Origin of the sequence: Actinoplanes sp. NPDC048796, from assembly GCF_040650035.1 — a bacterium.
In the GTDB taxonomy this organism is placed as follows: domain Bacteria; phylum Actinomycetota; class Actinomycetes; order Mycobacteriales; family Micromonosporaceae; genus Actinoplanes.
In genome coordinates this window covers 1-14633 of the sequence record NZ_JBEZGO010000007.1, presented here as the reverse complement: position 1 = coordinate 14633, position 14633 = coordinate 1, and the positions used below count along the sequence as shown (strand labels likewise).

The window sequence follows — 14633 nt, the reverse complement described above, 5'->3', positions numbered from 1 at the left end:
TCCATGCTGGGTGGTGACCCTTCGGGAGGCAGCATGGAGATCACCGGGATCTTTACCGCCATCATCATCGGTCTCATCATCGGAGCGCTGGGACGACTGGTCGTTCCGGGCAAGCAGAACATCCCTATCTGGCTCACGCTGGTCATCGGTGTCGTGGCCGCCCTGGTCGGCACGTTCATCGCGGCGCTGGTCGGCGTCGACGACACGCGGGGCATCGACTGGATCGAGCTGATCCTGCAGATCGCGCTGGCCGCCGGCGGCGTCGCTCTGGTGGCCGGCGTGCGGCGGCGGCCCTGACGATGTAAAGACCTCATCGGTGGCTCCGACTCATGGATGACACCTCGAGAAGGAGCACACCATGAAGTTCGTGATCGGTATGCACATCAACCCGGCCGTCCTCGACGCGCTGACCGACGAGGAGAAGGCGGCCATCGGTGACGGCCACGGCGCCCTGCTGGCCGAGCTCAAGGAGTCCGGCGAGCTGATCGTCACGCAGGCGCTGGCCGACCCGTCCCAGTCGGCCGTGGTGTCGGTCCGCGACGGCCGTACGGTCGTCACCGACGGCCCGTTCGTGGAGGCCAAGGAGTATCTGGGCGGCTTCTACCTGGTCGACTGCGAGAGCCGCGAGCGGGCCCTTCAGATCGCGGCCCGGATCCCCGACGCCGCCCTCACCGGCCTCGCGGTCGAGGTACGGCCGGTGATGTTCTACGACGGGGCGCTTGAGGCGTGACCCGCTCGGCGATCGAGGACCTGCTGCGTGAGCACACGCCGCAGGTCCTCGGCACGCTGGTCCGGCGCTACAGCTGCTTCGAGGACTGCGAGGACGCCGTACAGGAAGCGGTCCTGGCCGCCGCCGTGCAGTGGCCGTCCTCCGGGGTGCCGGCCAACCCACGCGGCTGGCTGACGACGGTCGCCGGCCGCCGGCTGATCGACCAGATGCGCAGCGACCACGCCCGCCGCTCCCGCGAGACGGCCGACTCCCTGGCCACCGTGCCCACCGACGTCCCCGGCACCGACGACACGCTGACGCTGCTGCTCCTGTGCTGCCATCCGGCGCTCACCCCCGGCTCGCAGATCGCGCTGACCCTGCGCGCGGCCGGCGGCCTGACCACGGCCGAGATCGCCCGCGCCTTCCTGGTGCCCGAGTCCACCATGGCCGTCCGGATCAGCCGCGCCAAACGCCTGATCAGGGACGCGGGAGGCCGGTTCAGCGAGCCGGCGCCGCTCACCGCCGTGCTCCACGTCCTCTACCTGATCTTCAACGAGGGCTACACCGCCGTCCACCGGGCCGACCTGGCCACCGAGGCGATCCGCCTGACCCGCGCCGTCCACACCCAGCGGCCCACCGACAGCGAGGTGACCGGCCTGCTGGCCTTAATGCTGCTGACCCACTCCCGCCATGCGACCCGCACCACCCCGGCCGGCGACCTGGTCCCCCTGGACGAGCAGGACCGTACGGCCTGGAACCGCTCTTTGATCGCCGAAGGCCTGACCCTGGTGAGGGCGGCGCTGGCCGGCCCCACGCTCGGCCCGTACCTCCTGCAGGCCGCCATCGCCGCGACCCACGCCGACGCCGCCACCGCGGAGGAGACCGACTGGCGCCAGATCCACGCCCTGTATCTGATCCTGGAACGTATAGCCCCGAACCCGATGGTCACCCTCAACCGGGCCATCGCCTTGGCCGAGTTGAAGGGTCCCCAGGCCGGCCTGACTCTGCTGGCCACCCTGGACACCGACGACCGCCTGGCCCGGCATCATCGCCTGCTGTCCGTCCGCGCCCACCTCCGGGAAAAGGCCGGCGACCCAGCCGCCGCCCACGACCTCTACCGCCGAGCCGCCCGAGCCACCACAAGCCTCGCCGAACAGCGCTACCTCGAGTCCCGCGCCGTCCGATGCCGCACGCCCCTGTCGCCCAACTGAGCGTCCGGACAGCACCCTCTTTCGCGTTGTCGCCTACCGACGGGAAGGAGCTCGGCTCGTCGACATCTGCGCGATCTTCAACGCCGAAGGAGTCACCACGCCGGCGGGCGCGGCTGTGTGGTACCCCTCGCATGTCTCGCGCCTGCTCCGGACACGAGCGGCCCGGCAGCTTCTCACACCGTGCGCAGGTCCAGGGAGTGCCAGGTGATCTCGTCGTTGGCGGTGGTGGTGGACCACCAGAGCATGCCGGCTCGGAAGAAGGCGCCGTCGGCGTTGGGGGCCACGTCGACGGTGCGGCCGGTGGCCACGTCGTAGACGACCAGGGCGGCGGCGCCGGCCAGGTCGGTTTCGGCTGTGGGTTCGGCCAGGATCTCGAAGCGGTCCAGCACCGCCACGTCGGTGATGGCGGACTGGGCGGCGCCTCCGGCTATCCGGCGCCGGTCGGTGCCGTCGGGGCGGACCAGGTCGATGCGGGCGACCACGTCGCCGCCCAGGACCATGGCCCGGCACCAGACCGGGCCGCAGGTGAGCTGTTCGGTGCCGTTGCTGACGATCGGGTGGTCGCGGGTCGTGGTCAGGTTGCGCAGGCTCGGGGTGCCGGACGCGCTGCCGTCGTCGACCAGCCACGGCCAGGCGGACAGGGACCACTGTCCGGGCTCGAGCCGCACCCGGACCGGGCCGCCGGTCACCGGGACCGAGCGGATCTCGGTCTCCTTGGTGGAGTCGCCCTTGGCCGGGGCGGCCGTCCAGTGGACGCGGCCCTCGGCGACCACCAGGTCGTACTGGTTGCCGTAGAAGACCGCGTTTCCGGTGTCGGCCGTCAACAGGCGGGCCGTGTTTCCGGACAGGTTCGCCGTCCAGATCTTCACCGTGGTCGAACCGGCCGTCGACTCGGTCCAGAACAGCTGGTCGCCGCTGACCGTGAACGCCTCGAACTGCGGGTTGCCGTCGAGTGGCACGCGGCGCAGCTCGCGCACGCCGGAGCCGGAGCGCAGCAGCAGCCGGGCCTGGTCGCCGCCGGGGGTGGGCGCGGTGCCGACCGCCGTGGTCGCGTCCAGGTAGATCGACGGGTTGAACAGGGGGCCGTCGGGCAGGGCGGCCGGGAGGTCGGCGCGGGCGGCCGACGGCCAGGCGACCGACGCCGGCGACCGTGGCGGTGGCGGCGCGGGGGTGGTGGGGCCCGGCGTGCCGATCAGGAGGAAGGCGCCGGCGGCGAGGGCGATGGACAGAGCGAGCCCGGAGAGGCGGGTCATGCGTACGGCTGCTTCGGCTCGGGGACCTCTTCCCAGGTCTTCACCTCGAGGTAGGCCACGTCGACGTTGTTGACCGGGTCCTTGCCCTTCTGCGGCGTGTACGTGCCGACGAGCGCGACCCAGGTGTCGACGGGCACGTCGATCGGCGCCCGGCCGGTCAGGCCGATCTTGATGGGGCGGCCGTCGGCGGCGCAGCAGGACAGGACGATCCGGGCCAGCATCGGTTTGCCGTCGGGGGCGGCCGTGATGAAGCCGGTGAGCCGCACGTCCCGGTCCTTCATGCTCTGGCCGCCGTCGTACAGGGCCCGCGACGCGTAGTCGACCAGCCCGACGTCGACCGGGGAACCCTCGGGCAGCGGCGGATAGTCCGCGTTGTCGAGGGACTGCGCGGTGACGCTGCCGGCCTGCGAGGCCGCGTAGGAACCCAGAGCCGGAGGCGCGACCAGCAGCAGCCCGAGTACGGGCAGGATGAGCAGCCAGCCGACCCGCGGCTCGTGATGATCGTGCTCAGCTTCGGCGGACGGGGAACGGAACGAATACCAGAGGGTCATCACGGCCGCCGCCACCAGCAGCAGCCCCGCCCCGATCAGGAACGGGCGGAGGCCTTCCTTGACGTACCGCAAATAAAGATCGGTGAAGGACGCCCGCAGGATGGCCCCGCCGAACAGGAGCATCACGACGGCCTGGGTCAGTTTGCTCATAGCAGGATCGCCCCCACCCCGGTACCGATGCCGAGCGCCGCGACGAACGTCGCCGGCGCGAAACGGAACGTGAAGCGGCGGCCGAAGACGCCGGCCTGCATCGAGATCAGCTTGAGGTCGACCATCGGGCCGACCACCAGGAAGACCAGCCGCGAGGTCAGCGAGAACTGCGACAGCGACGCCGCCACGAACGCGTCGGCCTCGCTGCAGATCGACAGCAGGACGGCCAGCACGGCCAGCGCGATCACCGACAGCACCGCGTTGTCGGCCAGGCTCTGCAGCCACGCCGCCGGGACGATGACGTTGATGGTCGCCGCCGCGGCCGCGCCGAGGACCAGGAAGCCGCCCGCGTGCATGACGTCGTGCCGGCAGGCCGCCCAGAACGCCCGCGCCCGGGACAGGTCGTCGAGCTCGGGCCGGTGCGGCAGCTTGATCAACTCCTGCTTGCCGAGGCGGAGCCAGAGCCATCCCATGAGTACGGCGACGGCCAGGCTGGCCACGCCCCGGGCCACGGCCATCTCGGGCCGCCCCGGGAAGGCGATCACCGTGGCGGTCAGCACGATCGGGTTGATGGCCGGCGCCGCCAGCAGGAAGGCCAGCGCGGCGGCGGGCGTGACCCCGCGCCGGATCAGCGACCCGGCGATCGGCACGCTGCCGCACTCGCAGCCGGGCAGCGCCACCCCGGCCAGGCCGGCCGCCGGCACCGCGAGCGCCGGGTGTTTCGGCAGCGCCCGCGCCCAGAACGAGCGGGGCACGAAGACCGCGATCACCGCTGACAGCACGACGCCGAAGACGAGGAACGGCGCCGCCTGCACCAGCACCGACACGAAGACCGTGGTCCAGGTCTGCATCCGGGCGCCGTCGACGAGCCCGGCCAGCTGATCGCGGAAGAGGACCAGCAGCACGAGCAGCGCCGCCAGCACCTCCAGCGAGCCGATCTTCCGTTCCGGTCGCGACGCGCCGGCCGGCGGCGGTGAGGGCGCAGTCCAGTCGATGTCCTGCAGGCGGTTCAAGATCACTCCAATGCGGTCGGCCGCGGCCAACATACCGCACTCCGCACCGGCGTTAACCTGCGCATATGTCAATCAGTGCATGTGTTCAGAAGCCGATCGGCAGGCCCGCGTAGTTCTCGGCCAGCCCGCGCGCGCCGGCCTCGCTGGAGGCCACCCACCGCAGCTGCGACAGCTGGAGCTGAGCGTCGAACGGATCGTCGCCGGTGTGCAGCATCGTCGTCATCCACCAGGAGAAATGCGTGCAGCGCCAGACCCGCCGCAGGGCATCGTCCGAGTACGAGTCGGCCAGCGCGGCATCGCCTTCACGCAAAAGGGAGATCAACGCCCGCGACAGCAGCGTGACGTCGGCGATCGCCAGATTGAGCCCCTTGGCCCCGGTCGGTGGCACGATGTGGGCCGCGTCCCCGGCCAGAAACACCCGTCCGTGTCGCATCGGGGTCTGCACGTAGCTGCGCATCGGCAGCACGCTCTTGTCGGTGATCGGCCCCGGCGTCAGCTTCCAGCCGTCCTGCCCGTGCCCGAGCCGGGTCGCCAGTTCCGCCCAGACGCGGTCGTCCGGCCACGAGGACGGATCCGTGCCGTTCGGCACCTGAAGGTAGAGCCGGCTCACCGTCTCGGAACGCATCGAGTGCAGGGCGAACCCGTTCGGATGCCAGGCGTAGATCAGCTCATCGGTCGAGGGCGCCACATCGGCCAGGATTCCGAGCCAGGAGTACGGATACACGCGCTCGAAGGTCTGCGCGGGCACCGCCTGGCGGCTCGGCCCGAAGGACCCGTCGCAGCCCGCGACGGCGTCCGCGTCGAGCCGCTGCTCCTCCCCGTCGGCGTCCACGAAGGTCACGTGCGGCCGGTCCGACTCCACGTCGTGCAGCTGGACGTCGGTGACCTCGTAGAACACCGCGGCCGTACCGGCGGCGACCAGGTCCTTCTGCACCTCGGTCTGGCCGTAGACCCAGACACTGCGCCCGGTCAGGTCGACGAAGTCGAGGTGGTGCCGTTCGCCCGGCCACTGCAGGTAGATGCCCCGGTGCTCGTGCCCCTCGGCGCGCAGCCGGTCCCCGAGACCCATCGATTCCAGCAGCTCGACGCTGGAGCTCTCGAGGATGCCGGCGCGGATGCGCGAGGCCACGTACTCCTGGGAACGGGTCTCGAGCACCACCGCGTCGACGCCGCCGCGATGCAGGAGGTGGGCGAGGAGCAGTCCGGCCGGGCCGGCGCCGATGATGGCGACCTGGGTGCGCATGCGCTCAGCCAACGGCAGGCGGGCGAAAGCGGCAAGGCCCTATTTCCACTGGGCGGAAGCCAACGTCCGGCCGATGCCCCGCGCCGCCACCTGGAGCGCCGAGATCAACCGCGCCTGTTCCCGCCGCAGGTCCGGCACGACGATGCCCAGCGCCGCCACCACCTGGTCGGCCTGGCCGCGCACCGGCACGGCCACCGAGCACGCGCCCAGGCTCATCTCCTCGCCGGTCGTGGCGAAGCCCGTCGTCCGCACCCGTTGGAGCTGCTCGGCGAGCAGCGCCGGCTGCGTGATCGTGTAGGGCGTGATCCGGGTGAGACGCCCGAATGCTTCCGTCCGCACGTCCTCCGGGGCGTACGCCAGAAGCACCTTGCCCACCCCCGTGGCGTGCAACGGAAGCCGCGAGCCGATCTCGCTGACGACCGGGACCGACACGTGCCCGGCGAGCCGGTCGACGTAGAGCACCTCCCCGCCGTCGCGGACGGCGAGATGCACCGTGGCCAGCGTGGCGCCGTAGAGATCGTGCAGGAACGGCGAGGCGGCCTGGCGCAGGCCGGACTGCACGGGGGAGAGCAGACCGAGGTCCCACAGCCGGCGGCCGATCACGTACTGCCCGGTGGAGAGCCTGGTCAGCGCGCCCCACCGGGCCAGCTCGCCGACCAGCCGATGGGCGGTGGCCAGCGGCAGTCCGGCGCGGCGGGCCAGGTCGCTGAGCGTGAGGCTGCGATGGTCGGCGTCGAAGGCGCCCAGCAGATCGAGCACCCGGGAGGTGACAGTAGCGCCCATCGATACCCTGTCTTCCACTGAGCGGAAGGCAAGTATCGTCTCGGGGCCGCCGCCCGTCTAGCGTCCCCGGTGTGGAGACCCAGGCCGACATCAGCGCCGAGATAGCCGAGCTCCGCGGCCGCGGCGGGCCGCAACCGCAGCTCGACTACCCGCCGTACCGCAGCAGTGTGCTGCGGCACCCGACGAAGGACCGGGTCCTGGCCGATCCGGAGGGCGTCGAACTGTGGGCGCCCTGCTTCAGCAGCCGCGACGTCGCCGCCGACGAGGCCGACCTGACGATCCAGCGCGCGGGGGAGCCGCTGGGTGAGCGCATGGTGGTGACCGGCCGTGTCCTCGACGGGCAGGGCAATCCCGTACGTCATCAGCTCGTCGAGATCTGGCAGGCGAACGCCTCCGGCCGCTACTGGCACCAGCGTGATCAGCATCCGGCGCCGCTCGACCCGAACTTCGTCGGCGCCGGCCGCTGCCTGACCGACGCGAACGGCACCTACCGCTTCCAGACGATCAAGCCGGGGCCGTACCCGTGGCGCAACCACCTCAACGCCTGGCGGCCGGCGCACATCCACTTCTCGCTGTTCGGCACGGACTTCACGCAGCGCCTGGTCACCCAGATGTACTTCCCGAACGATCCGCTGTTCGACCTCGACCCGATCTACCAGTCGATCACCGACCCGAAGGCGCGCGAGGCCCTGCTGGCGTCCTACGACCACGAGCTGACCACGCCCGAGTACAGCCTCGGATACCGGTGGGACATCGTCCTGACCGGAACCCACCGCACCCCCCTGGAGGACCAGCCGTGACTTACGCTCCGGGGCAGACCGTCGGGCCGTTCTTCCATCTGGGTCTGCCGTACGCGGGTGACAACGAGCTTGTGCCGCCCGGCCGGCCGGACGCCGTACGCCTGCACGGCCGCGTCCTCGACGGGCAGGGCGACGGGGTCCCCGACGCCGTGATCGAGATCTGGCAGGCCGACCCGTCCGGCGCCGTCCCGAGGGAAGGCGGCTCGATCCGGCGCGACGGCTGGACGTTCACCGGCTGGGGCCGGGCCCAGACCGACCCGGACGGCCACTACTGGTTCTCGACGCTGGAGCCGCCGTCGTTCTTCGCGGTCACGGTGTTCGCCCGGGGCCTGCTGGACCGGCTGTTCACCCGCGCCTACGTACCGGCCGACGAGCTGGACGCGTTTCTCGAGGGGCTGCCGCCGGAAAGGCGGGATACGCTGATCACCACGCGCGAGGAGCGCGGCCTGCGCTTCGACATCCGACTGCAGGGCGAGGGTGAGACGGTGTTCCTGACCTTTCCCGGCCAGGCCCTATGAGCGACCTGCTCTGGCCCGGCGACGCGAGAGCCGACCCCCTCTGCACCGACGAGGCCGTCCTGTCCGCCCTGCTCCGGGTCGAGTCGGCCTGGCTGGCCGCCCTTCACCACCACGCCCCACCCGATCTCTCCACCCTCGTCGGACCGGCGGATCTGCCGGGCCTGGCGCGGGACGCGGAAGCGGGCGGCAACCCCGTCATTCCACTTGTCACGCTGCTCCGGTCCCGCTCCGACATCCGAGACATCCACGCCGGCCTGACCAGCCAGGACGTTCTGGACACGGCGATGGTGCTCGTCCTCACCGACGCCGCGGCCCGGATCCGCGCCGACCTGGCGGCGCAGGTCTCGCTGCTGACCGAGCTGGCCGACCGGCACCGCGGCACGGACATGGCCGGGCGCACGCTGACCCAGCACGCGGTCCCGATCACTTTCGGTCTCAAGGTCGCGGGCTGGCTGCAGGGCGTCCTCGACGCGCGGGACGCTCTGGACGCCGCCGAGCTGCCGATCCAGATCGGCGGCGCCGCGGGCAACCTGGCCGCGCCGACCGTCCTGGCCGGCGGCCCGGCGAAGGCCCGCGAGCTGGTCGCCGCCACCGCGGTCACGCTCGGGTTGCCGCCGCGCGAGCCGTGGCACACCAGCCGCGCCCCCGTCACCCGGTTCGGCGACGCGCTCGTGACCTGCACCGACGCCTGGGGGAAGATCGCCAACGACGTCCTGGTCGGCGCGCGGCCGGAGATCGGTGAGCTCACCGAGGCCCGGGGCGGCGGCTCGTCGGCCATGCCGAACAAACAGAACCCGGTCCTGTCGGTGCTGATCCGCCGGGCCGCCCTGGCCGCCCCGCCGCTGGCCTCGTCCCTGCACATCGCCGCCGCCACCGCGGTCGACGAACGCCCGGACGGCTCCTGGCACGTCGAGTGGTCCACCCTGCGGACCCTCGCCCGCCGCACCGTCGTGGCCGGCTCCCAGACCGCCGACCTGCTGGCCGGACTGCGAGTGGACGCCGTCCGAATGGCCACGATCCTGGCCGAGGCCCGCCCCGGCATCGACGCCGAGCAGCGAAAGTACGCCCCGGCGGGAGGGCCCTATCGGGGTGCGACCGACGAGATCATCGACGCCGTTCTGGCCCGAGCCGCGGAGAAGCCTTGCTGACATCCACCGTTCTCCTCGACGCGCCCGACCGGCCCCTGCTGCTGGTCGGACCCTCGCTCGGCACCTCGGTCCAGGCGCTCTGGGGGCGCTGCGCCCGGCTGATCAAGGGTCATCACGTCGTCGGCTGGGATCTTCCCGGGCATGGGCGCGGTGCTCCGGCGGCCGGCGCCTTCAGCATCGCCGACCTGGCGCGGGACGTTCTGGCCCTGGCCGGCGAGCTCCGGCCCGGATCACCGTTCCGGTACGCCGGCGACTCCGTGGGCGGGGCCGTCGGCCTTCAGCTGCTGCTCGACGCGCCGAAGCGGGTCGAGTCGGCCGCCCTGATCTGCACCGGCGCCAAGATCGGGGAGGCCGCGGGCTGGCGGCAGCGGGCCGAGACCGTACGGGCCGAGGGCACTCACGCCGTCGTCGCCGGCTCGCTTCAGCGCTGGTTCGCCCCGGCCTTCCCGCAACGGCAGCCCGCCGTCGCCGGTGCGCTGCTGGACGCGCTGCGCGCGGTCGACCGGGAGAGCTATGCGCTCACGTGCGAGGCGCTGGCCGCTTTCGACGTACGGCCGCGTCTGCCCGAGATCGTCGCGCCCGTGCTCGCGATCGCCGGAGCCGTTGACCAGCCGACCCCGCCGGAGGGGCTCGCGCAGATCGCGTCCGAGGTGCGCGACGGCCGTCTGGTCGTGCTCGAGGATGTCGCCCACCTCGCCCCGGCCGAGCAGCCGGAGCTGGTCGCCGGGCTGCTCGAGGAACACTTCGGCGGGCCGGCCACCCTCGAACGGGTGCGAGAAGCGGGCATGTCCGTACGCCGCCAGGTCCTCGGCGACGAGCACGTGGACCGTGCCGTGGCCGCGACGACCCCGTTCACCCGCGACTTTCAGGAGCTCATCACGGCGTACGCCTGGGGTGAGATCTGGACCCGTCCCGGCCTGGACCGCCGCAGCCGTTCGATGATCACCCTGACCGCGCTGGTCGCCCTGGGCCATCAGGAGGAACTGGCCATGCACCTGCGCGCCGCGCGGCGCAACGGGCTCACCGACGACGAGATCAAGGAAGTGTTGTTGCAGACCGCGATCTACTGCGGCGTCCCGGCCGCCAACACCGCATTCCGTATAGCGCAGAAAGTCCTGGCCGAATGACCGCGGAGATCATGCCGGCGCTCGAGGCGGTCGGGGCCGTCAAGGACGGCGACACCGTTCTGGTGGGTGGGTTCGGCATGGCCGGCATGCCGGTCGAACTGATCGACGCGCTCATCGAGCACGGCGCCTCCGGCCTCACGATCGTCAGCAACAACGCGGGAAATGGGGACACCGGGCTCGCCGCGTTGCTGGCCGCCGGTCGCGTACGCAAAGTGGTCTGTTCCTTTCCCCGGCAGTCCGATTCCTGGGTGTTCGACGGGCTGTACCGGGCGGGCGAAATCGAGCTCGAACTCGTGCCCCAGGGCAACCTGGCCGAGCGGATGCGGGCCGCCGGCGCCGGAATCGGCGCTTTCTACAGCCCGACCGCTGTGGGAACGCCGCTCGCCGAGGGCAAGGAAACGCGCGTCATCGACGGCCGGGAGTACCTGTTGGAATATCCGATTCGCGGGGACGTGGCGTTGATCAAGGCTTACCGATCCGACCGGATCGGCAATCTCGTCTATCGCAAAACGGCCCGGAACTTCGGGCCCGTGATGGCGACCGCGGCTGCTGTGACCATCGCTCAGGTGGGTGAAGTGGTCGGCGCACTCGACCCGGAAGCCGTCGTCACCCCGGCCATCTACGTGAACCGGCTGGTCGTGGCATGAGCCTGACGCGGGAGGAAATGGCGGAGATCGTCGCCCGGGACATTCCCGACGGCTCGTACGTCAATCTCGGGATCGGGCAGCCGACCATGGTCGCCTCCTATCTGCGCCCGGGCAGCGGCGTCGTCCTGCACACCGAGAACGGCATGCTCAACATGGGCCCGGTCGCCACCGGGGACGACATCGACCCCGACCTGACCAATGCCGGCAAACAGCCGGTGACCGAGCTGCCCGGCGCGTCGTATTTCCACCACGCCGACTCGTTCGCGATGATGCGCGGCGGCCACCTCGACGTCTGCATCATGGGCGCGTTCCAGGTCTCGGCGACGGGCGACCTGGCCAACTGGTCGACCGGCGCGCCCGACGCTATTCCGGCGGTCGGCGGGGCGATGGACCTGGCGATCGGGGCCAAGCAGGTCTTCGTGATGATGACCCTGTTCGCCAAGGACGGCAAGCCGAAGCTGGTGCCCTCCTGTACGTATCCGCTGACCGGAAAGGCCTGCGTGAGCCGCGTCTACACCGACGTGGCGACGTTCGCCCTGTCGCCGGAGGGCGTCCACGTCGTGGAGACGTTCGGCACCACGGTCGAGGAGCTTTCGGCCCGGCTGGACGTTCCACTGAGCTGACGTCCCTTTCACAAGCCTGAGGTGACGCTGTGAAGGTGACTGACTTCTCGCCGTAAAAATTTGCGTGTCCTGCAAGATCTGGAAGATGCTGGGGACTTGATCGCGTCCCGCGGGCTCGTCCGGAGGTGCCAGGGTGAACAGGGTGGCTGCCCGACGCGCGGCGCGCGAGTTACTTCTCGTCGCCGTGCTGTTCCTCGCCTACAAGTTCGGCCGCATCCTGGTCGAGGGCCACGTCGACGAGGCGATGCGCAACGCCGCCTCGGTCTGGGACTTCGAACGGCTGCTGCATCTGCCCAGCGAGTCGGCGCTGCAGACAGCGCTGCTGCCGCATGACTTCTGGGTACGGGCGGCGAACTGTTTCTACGCGTACGTGCACTTCCCGGCCACCGCGATCACCCTGATCTGGATGTACGTCAGACGGCCCGAGATCTACCTGTGGATGCGGCGCACCCTGGCCACGCTGACGGCGTTCGCCCTGGTGGTGCACGCGCTCTACCCGCTGGCGCCGCCGCGCATGCTCACCTCGGCCGGCATGGTCGACACCGGACGTCTCTTCGGGCCCTCGGTGTACGGGTCCCCGAGCACCGACACGCTGAGCAACCAGTACGCGGCGATCCCCTCCCTGCACGTCGGCTGGGCCGTCGTGGTGGCCCTGGCCCTGGCCGGGGCCTTCGCCGGCCACCGCTGGCGCTGGGTCTGGCTGGCCCACCCGGTGATCACGCTGCTCGTCGTGGTGGTGACGGGCAACCACTACTGGGTGGACGCGGTCGCCGCCATGGGCCTGCTCGCCGTGGTCCTCGCCCTGGTGCCGCGCCCGGTCGTGGCGCAGCCCGCCCTCGAACCCGCCACGATGCCGGCGCCCGCTCTCGAAACCGCGCCCGTGCCGGCGGCCTTGGAAGCGCCGCCGGTCCCCGCCGTGTGGCCCCGGGCCGTGCCCGTTCAGCGCTCGTCCGACTCCGAGACGAACACCCGCCTGCCGTCGACGTAGGTCTGCGCCACCGCCGTCTCCGAGATCTCCCGGGGCTCGCCGGCGAACGGATCGCGGTTCAGGACGACCAGATCGGCGCGCATGCCGGGACGCAGGCTTCCGGTGTCGTCGAGGTGATTCACGTAGGCCGAGCCGCTCGTGTACGCGCTCAGCGCCGTACGCAAATCAAGGGCTTGATCTTCCAGGAACCTCTCCCGGTCCTCCTCGGGCAGCACGCGATTGACGGCGACGTGCAGGCCCTGAATCGGATCCGGGGTGCTGACCGGCCAGTCACTACCGCCGGCCAGCCGCGCGCCGGCCCGGTGCAGATCGCCGAACGGGTACTGCCATCCGGCCAGCTCGGGGTCGAGGAACGGGATCGTGAGCTCGTCCATCTGCGGCTCGTGAGCGGCCCAGAACGGCTGCATGTTGGCGGTGGCGCCGAGCACGGCGAACCGGCGTACATCGTCCGGGTGTACTACCTGAAGATGGGCCAGATGCGGACGGGTGTCCCGCTGGCCGTTGGCCTTCCGGGCGGCCTCGACGGCGTCCAGGGCATTCCGTACGGCCTGGTCACCGAGGGCGTGGAAGTGCGTCTGGAAGCCGAGCGCGTCGAGCTCGGTCACGTAGCCCCGAAGCGCCTCCGGGTCGATGAAATCGATTCCTCGGTTGGAGGTAGTACACCCGCACGAGTCGCGATAGGGCGCGGTCATGGCGGCGGTGAAGTTCTCGGCGATGCCGTCCAGCATCAGCTTGATCGAGGAACAGCGCAGGCGGCCGACGGTGAGACGCTCCCGCTTGGCGACCAGCTCGGGGATCTGCTCGGCACCCCGGTCGCGGTCCCACCACAGGGCGCCGACGACGGTCGCGGTGAGCGCGCCGGTCCGGGCGGCTTGCTGGTACGCGTCGGAGATGTCGTCGTAGCCGTTGCTTGCCGCCACCATGGCGTCCTGCCAGGCCGTGATGCCGAGCGAATGGAGCAGGGCCTGAGCCCGCAGGAGACCGGCCAGCCGCTGTTCGGCGGTGGCGGCGGGGACGTCGACGAGGGACATGGCGCCCTCCTGGAGAGCGCCCACGGGGTCGCCGTTCCCGTCGCGGTCGATCCGGCCGGCGTCGGGGTCAGGGGTGTCGCGGGTGATGCCGGCGTACTCGAGGGCCCGGGTGTTGACCCAGGCGGCGTGGTGATCGCGGTTGAGCAGATAGACGGGACGGTCGGGGACGACGCGGTCGAGCAGGTGACGGTCGGGGATGCCGCTTTCGAAGCTCTCCATCGACCAGCCGCCGCCGACGATCCAGGCGGCATCGGGGTTGTCGTCCGCGTACTTCCGGATCCGGCGCAGGTACTCGTCGCGGTCGGTGGTGCCGGTGAGGTCGCACTGGCCGAGCTCGACGCCGCCCATGACGGCGTGGATGTGGGCGTCCTGGAAGCCGGGGATCAGGAGCCGGCCCTTCAGGTCGATCGTCTCGGTCCTGGGGCCGCGCAGGTCCCGGGCCGCCTGTTCGCCGAGCGCCGTGATGCGGCCGTCGCGCACCGCCAGGCCGGTGTCGAAGCCGTCTTCGGTGAAGACAGGACCATTGACGAAGACCAGGTCCGCGTACGCCATACGTGCTCCTCCTCGGGGTGTTTGGGGCATCCCATCACCCTCGGTCTCCTCCGTCAACGGCGTTGACATGGGCTCTGGCCTGGGGGGATGCACTCTTCCGGGCCCCGATTTGGCGTTGCGCCGTTCGAGGAGTAATGTTTTCCGAGCCGCCAGGGAGACGGGCGAGCGAGCGGGACCTTCACCAGGGCCCGGGCGCGGCCGTCCTGACGGAAATCATGAACTCAGCGGGGTTCGCTTTGCTGCGCCTTCGGGTCGGCGGTGCGGGTCGCGGTGGTGAATGGTGCCC

General features: G+C 71.0%; 16 protein-coding genes and 1 pseudogene. 11 read left to right on the top strand and 6 right to left on the bottom strand.

Annotated elements, in window-relative coordinates; translation table 11 throughout:
* The first annotated feature begins 33 nt into the window (after positions 1 to 33).
* The 3 genes from AB0C26_RS27280 (at position 34) to AB0C26_RS27270 (ending at position 1920) form a co-directional block, all read left to right on the top strand.
* Positions 34 to 297 (top strand): GlsB/YeaQ/YmgE family stress response membrane protein, encoded by a 264-nt coding sequence (locus AB0C26_RS27280; RefSeq protein WP_360253223.1) that lies wholly within the window; start codon positions 34 to 36, stop codon positions 295 to 297.
* A 61-nt stretch (positions 298 to 358) separates the two neighbouring features.
* Positions 359 to 730: a YciI family protein gene (locus tag AB0C26_RS27275; protein WP_360253221.1), complete on the top strand. Its 372-nt coding sequence runs from the start codon at positions 359 to 361 to the stop codon at positions 728 to 730.
* Positions 727 to 1920 carry a DUF6596 domain-containing protein gene (locus AB0C26_RS27270; RefSeq protein ID WP_360253219.1) on the top strand — a complete coding sequence of 398 codons (1194 nt, stop codon included), beginning with the start codon at positions 727 to 729 and terminating at the stop codon, positions 1918 to 1920. The genes AB0C26_RS27275 and AB0C26_RS27270 overlap by 4 nt, the downstream gene beginning before the upstream one ends.
* A 173-nt stretch (positions 1921 to 2093) precedes the next feature.
* Here AB0C26_RS27270 and AB0C26_RS27265 read toward each other — a convergent pair whose 3' ends face one another.
* From AB0C26_RS27265 to AB0C26_RS27245, 5 genes are all read right to left on the bottom strand, one after another.
* Complete coding sequence (locus AB0C26_RS27265) at positions 2094 to 3173, bottom strand: hypothetical protein (protein WP_360253217.1); 1080 nt, start codon at positions 3171 to 3173, stop codon at positions 2094 to 2096.
* Positions 3170 to 3874 (bottom strand): TIGR03943 family putative permease subunit, encoded by a 705-nt coding sequence (locus tag AB0C26_RS27260; protein ID WP_360253215.1) that lies wholly within the window; start codon positions 3872 to 3874, stop codon positions 3170 to 3172. The genes AB0C26_RS27265 and AB0C26_RS27260 overlap by 4 nt, the downstream gene beginning before the upstream one ends.
* Positions 3871 to 4893 (bottom strand): permease, encoded by a 1023-nt coding sequence (locus AB0C26_RS27255; protein WP_360253213.1) that lies wholly within the window; start codon positions 4891 to 4893, stop codon positions 3871 to 3873. Before AB0C26_RS27255 ends, AB0C26_RS27260 begins: the two co-directional genes overlap by 4 nt.
* 79 nt (positions 4894 to 4972) lie before the next feature.
* A complete protein-coding gene (locus AB0C26_RS27250; protein WP_360253211.1) occupies positions 4973 to 6130 on the bottom strand; it encodes a 4-hydroxybenzoate 3-monooxygenase in 1158 nt (385 codons plus the stop codon).
* A 39-nt stretch (positions 6131 to 6169) separates the two neighbouring features.
* Positions 6170 to 6913, bottom strand: a complete 744-nt coding sequence (locus AB0C26_RS27245; RefSeq protein WP_360253209.1) for an IclR family transcriptional regulator — start codon at positions 6911 to 6913, stop codon at positions 6170 to 6172.
* 71 nt (positions 6914 to 6984) lie between these two features.
* On the opposite strand from AB0C26_RS27245, the gene pcaH reads away from it, so the two are divergent.
* The 8 genes and pseudogenes from pcaH (at position 6985) to AB0C26_RS27205 (ending at position 12764) form a co-directional block, all read left to right on the top strand.
* Positions 6985 to 7713: a protocatechuate 3,4-dioxygenase subunit beta gene (gene pcaH / locus AB0C26_RS27240; RefSeq protein ID WP_360253207.1), complete on the top strand. Its 729-nt coding sequence runs from the start codon at positions 6985 to 6987 to the stop codon at positions 7711 to 7713.
* Positions 7710 to 8231: a protocatechuate 3,4-dioxygenase subunit alpha gene (gene pcaG / locus AB0C26_RS27235; protein WP_360253205.1), complete on the top strand. Its 522-nt coding sequence runs from the start codon at positions 7710 to 7712 to the stop codon at positions 8229 to 8231. The genes pcaH and pcaG overlap by 4 nt, the downstream gene beginning before the upstream one ends.
* Positions 8228 to 9379 (top strand): lyase family protein, encoded by a 1152-nt coding sequence (locus tag AB0C26_RS27230; RefSeq protein WP_360253203.1) that lies wholly within the window; start codon positions 8228 to 8230, stop codon positions 9377 to 9379. Before pcaG ends, AB0C26_RS27230 begins: the two co-directional genes overlap by 4 nt.
* Positions 9373 to 10071: pseudogene (locus AB0C26_RS27225) on the top strand (alpha/beta fold hydrolase); the annotation flags it as partial. The gene AB0C26_RS27230 and the pseudogene AB0C26_RS27225, both read left to right, overlap by 7 nt.
* A gap of 93 nt (positions 10072 to 10164) precedes the next feature.
* On the top strand, positions 10165 to 10506 hold the full coding sequence (gene pcaC / locus AB0C26_RS27220) for a 4-carboxymuconolactone decarboxylase (RefSeq protein ID WP_360254014.1): 342 nt from the start codon (positions 10165 to 10167) through the stop codon (positions 10504 to 10506).
* Complete coding sequence (locus AB0C26_RS27215; RefSeq protein ID WP_360253201.1) at positions 10503 to 11153, top strand: 3-oxoacid CoA-transferase subunit A; 651 nt, start codon at positions 10503 to 10505, stop codon at positions 11151 to 11153. Before pcaC ends, AB0C26_RS27215 begins: the two co-directional genes overlap by 4 nt.
* The gene (locus AB0C26_RS27210) at positions 11150 to 11776 is read left to right on the top strand and encodes a 3-oxoacid CoA-transferase subunit B (RefSeq protein ID WP_360253199.1); all 627 of its coding nucleotides are present in this window, start codon (positions 11150 to 11152) and stop codon (positions 11774 to 11776) included. Before AB0C26_RS27215 ends, AB0C26_RS27210 begins: the two co-directional genes overlap by 4 nt.
* Positions 11777 to 11918: 142 nt before the next feature.
* Positions 11919 to 12764 carry a phosphatase PAP2 family protein gene (locus AB0C26_RS27205; RefSeq protein ID WP_360253197.1) on the top strand — a complete coding sequence of 282 codons (846 nt, stop codon included), beginning with the start codon at positions 11919 to 11921 and terminating at the stop codon, positions 12762 to 12764.
* On the opposite strand, the gene AB0C26_RS27200 is transcribed toward AB0C26_RS27205, so the two are convergent.
* Positions 12716 to 14347 (bottom strand): amidohydrolase family protein, encoded by a 1632-nt coding sequence (locus AB0C26_RS27200; protein WP_360253195.1) that lies wholly within the window; start codon positions 14345 to 14347, stop codon positions 12716 to 12718. The genes AB0C26_RS27205 and AB0C26_RS27200 overlap by 49 nt on opposite strands.
* Positions 14348 to 14633 lie beyond the last annotated feature (286 nt).